Source organism: Variovorax sp. P4_D9 (assembly GCF_056401695.1).
This window is the reverse complement of the sequence record NZ_JBFUIU010001098.1, coordinates 1-2422: the sequence shown is the minus strand read 5'-3', so window position 1 is coordinate 2422 and position 2422 is coordinate 1. Positions and strand designations below refer to the sequence as shown.

General features: G+C 66.2%; 4 protein-coding genes and 1 pseudogene. 1 reads left to right on the top strand and 4 read right to left on the bottom strand.

What is annotated here, in order from left to right:
• Both AC1DY5_RS51450 and trxA read right to left on the bottom strand, forming a co-directional pair.
• Nucleotides 1-95, bottom strand: a 95-nt coding sequence (locus AC1DY5_RS51450; protein ID WP_478121984.1) for a Rho termination factor N-terminal domain-containing protein, incomplete at its 3' end; no start/stop codon positions are given.
• A gap of 183 nt (nucleotides 96-278) precedes the next feature.
• The gene (trxA, locus tag AC1DY5_RS51445; RefSeq protein WP_028253873.1) at nucleotides 279-611 is read right to left on the bottom strand and encodes a thioredoxin TrxA; all 333 of its coding nucleotides are present in this window, start codon (nucleotides 609-611) and stop codon (nucleotides 279-281) included.
• A 127-nt stretch (nucleotides 612-738) separates the two neighbouring features.
• Here trxA and AC1DY5_RS51440 point away from each other — a divergent pair, with 127 nt between their 5' ends.
• Nucleotides 739-1977, top strand: a complete 1239-nt coding sequence (locus AC1DY5_RS51440) for a TIGR03862 family flavoprotein (protein ID WP_478121983.1) — start codon at nucleotides 739-741, stop codon at nucleotides 1975-1977.
• A 19-nt stretch (nucleotides 1978-1996) separates the two neighbouring features.
• Here the strand turns inward: AC1DY5_RS51440 and AC1DY5_RS51435 are convergent, their stop codons facing one another.
• The gene (locus tag AC1DY5_RS51435) at nucleotides 1997-2182 is read right to left on the bottom strand and encodes a hypothetical protein (protein WP_478121982.1); all 186 of its coding nucleotides are present in this window, start codon (nucleotides 2180-2182) and stop codon (nucleotides 1997-1999) included.
• A gap of 120 nt (nucleotides 2183-2302) precedes the next feature.
• Nucleotides 2303-2422 (bottom strand): annotated as a pseudogene (locus AC1DY5_RS51430) (IS1595 family transposase); the annotation flags it as partial.

The window sequence follows — 2422 nt, the reverse complement described above, 5'->3', positions numbered from 1 at the left end:
TGCTTGCGCATGCGGCCGACGTTTTCGATCTCAAGGGCTTCGGCCTGCTTGAGGACTTCGGACACGTGGAGTGCCTTGAGTTCGTTTAAGTGCATGGAATGACCCCGTGAGGGGAAATCAGTCTGGAACCAGGAGGGGGAGGTTTGGTGAGAGGCGAGAGATGCCTCACAAACCGGGGAACTCGAACCGGGTCCCTGGAAGGGCCGGTGATCTGCGGGAGATTATGACAGGAAAATCGGCGGCTGCCGGCGCATTGCGCGCGGGCAGCCAGGAACGGGTCAGGCGAGTTGCTGATCGATGAAGGCCGTGAGTTGCGCCTTGCTCATCGCGCCGACCTTGGTGGCGGCCAGCTGCCCGTCCTTGAAGAGCATCAGCGTGGGGATGCCGCGGATGCCGAACTTGGCGGGGATGTCGCGGTTCTCGTCGACATTCATCTTGGCGATCTGCAGCTTGCCTTCATAGGTGTTGGACACCTCGTCGAGGATCGGGGCGATCATCTTGCAGGGGCCGCACCATTCGGCCCAGTAGTCGACCAGAACGGGCTTGCCGGACTTGAGCACGTCGGCTTCGAAGGAGGAGTCGGAGATGTGTTTGATGAGGTCGCTGGCCATGTTGTGTCCTTCTGCGCGGAGAGTTTTGGGTGCTGCCAAAGTGCAGGTCATTGTGACAGAAACCAAGTAGCGAGGTGGTCGGCGCGGAAGCTATGGCGCCGATAGCCAAAGCGGTGACACTCGACGCATGAATCAGACAAGAAAAGTGGCGGTGCTCGGTGGCGGCCCCGCTGGATTGATGGCTGCCGAAGTGCTGGCCGCACAGGGCGTCGAGGTGCATCTCTACGACGCGATGCCCTCGGTCGGACGCAAGTTCCTGCTTGCCGGCCGCGGCGGTCTCAACCTCACGCACTCCGAGCCTTACGAACTCTTTGCCGGCCGCTTCGGCGAACGCAATGCGGACATCGCGCCGCTGCTGCGGGCCTTCGGTCCCGATCAGTTGCGTGCCTGGGCGCACGGCCTAGGCATCGAGACCTTCGTCGGCACCTCGGGGCGCGTGTTCCCAAAAGATATGAAGGCCGCGCCGCTGCTGCGTGCCTGGCTGCATCGGCTGCGACAGGCCGGCGTGCACTTCCACATGCGCCATCGCTGGCTGGGTTGGCCGGACGCTTCGACGCCGGCCACCACGCTGCGCTTCGCCACGCCCGACGGCGAGGCCACGCAGGCGCATGACGCCGTGGTGCTGGCCCTCGGCGGCGCCAGTTGGTCGCGGCTGGGTTCGGATGGGGCCTGGGCGCCGTGGGTGGCCGGACGCGGCGTCGCGGTCGCGCCCCTTGCGCCGGCCAACTGTGGCTTCGACATCGGCTGGACACCGCATTTCGCGGAGCGCTTCGCGGGCATGCCCTTCAAGTCGGTGGCGATCGCGTTCAGCGACGGGCAGGGTCGCCGCTTCGCCCGCAAGGGCGAGTTCGTGGCGACGGCCACCGGCATCGAAGGCAGCCTGATCTATGCCGCCTCGGCCTTGCTTCGCGACGAGATCGCGGCGCGCGGCAGCGCCACCCTGATGCTCGACCTGCTGCCCGATCGCAGCGTTGAGCAGGTGCGCGCCGCGGTGATGCACCCGCGCGGCGCGCGTTCGCTGGCGAGCCATCTGAAGAGCCGGCTGGGCCTCGAGGGCATCAAGGCCGGCGTGTTGCATGAGGTGCTCACGCGCGACGAGATGCATTCGCCCGAGAAGCTGGCCGAGACCCTCAAGGCGGTGCCGCTGCGCCTGTCGGCGACCCGCCCGATCGACGAGGCTATCAGCACCAGCGGCGGCGTGCGCTTCGACGCACTCGATGACAGGCTGATGGCCGTCGCGCTGCCGGAGGTCTTCTTTGCCGGCGAGATGCTCGACTGGGAGGCTCCGACCGGGGGCTACCTGTTGACCGCCTCGATGGCGAGCGGCGCGGCCGCGGCGCGCGGTGTGCTGGCGCGGCTGAAGTAGGGCGCCGCCTGCGTTGGGCTCATGGCCGGCCGAGCCAATGGCGCGCTGTGGTGGCAATGACCTGTGCTGCCCGAACCTGGATCGGCGCGGCCGGTGCCGGCTCGCGGGCGACGGGAAACGGCCAGGACGAACGCCTCTCGACCCAGGGCCGAGGCTCGAGCGGCAGCACCCGGCCAGCGTTGAACGTGGGTGTGAGGAGGGTCATGGGGCTCGCCTTGGTCTGGTGGTGGGAGGCCGCTCGTTCTAGTTGAAATACTGTATAAACAAACGGGGTTTCCGGTTAGCTCCAGTGATCGGATATAACTGGATGTCCATCCAGTCAATGCTACTCCCTCGATGACGGCGAAGACAAGCCCTTGATGACGCTCTGGTAGGTCACCGGCGCGGTCACGACGGCCTGCTGCATCAGCCGGTAGAACAACAAGCCGCGCGACGTAGAGGTGCG

Bases quoted from the DNA above. Each gene is read 5' to 3' on its own strand.
- trxA (WP_028253873.1), bottom strand. From the start codon at position 611: ATGGCCAGCGACCTCATCAAACACATCTCCGACTCCTCCTTCGAAGCC.
- AC1DY5_RS51440 (WP_478121983.1), top strand. From the start codon at position 739: ATGAATCAGACAAGAAAAGTGGCGGTGCTCGGTGGCGGCCCCGCTGGA.
- AC1DY5_RS51435 (WP_478121982.1), bottom strand. From the start codon at position 2,182: ATGACCCTCCTCACACCCACGTTCAACGCTGGCCGGGTGCTGCCGCTC.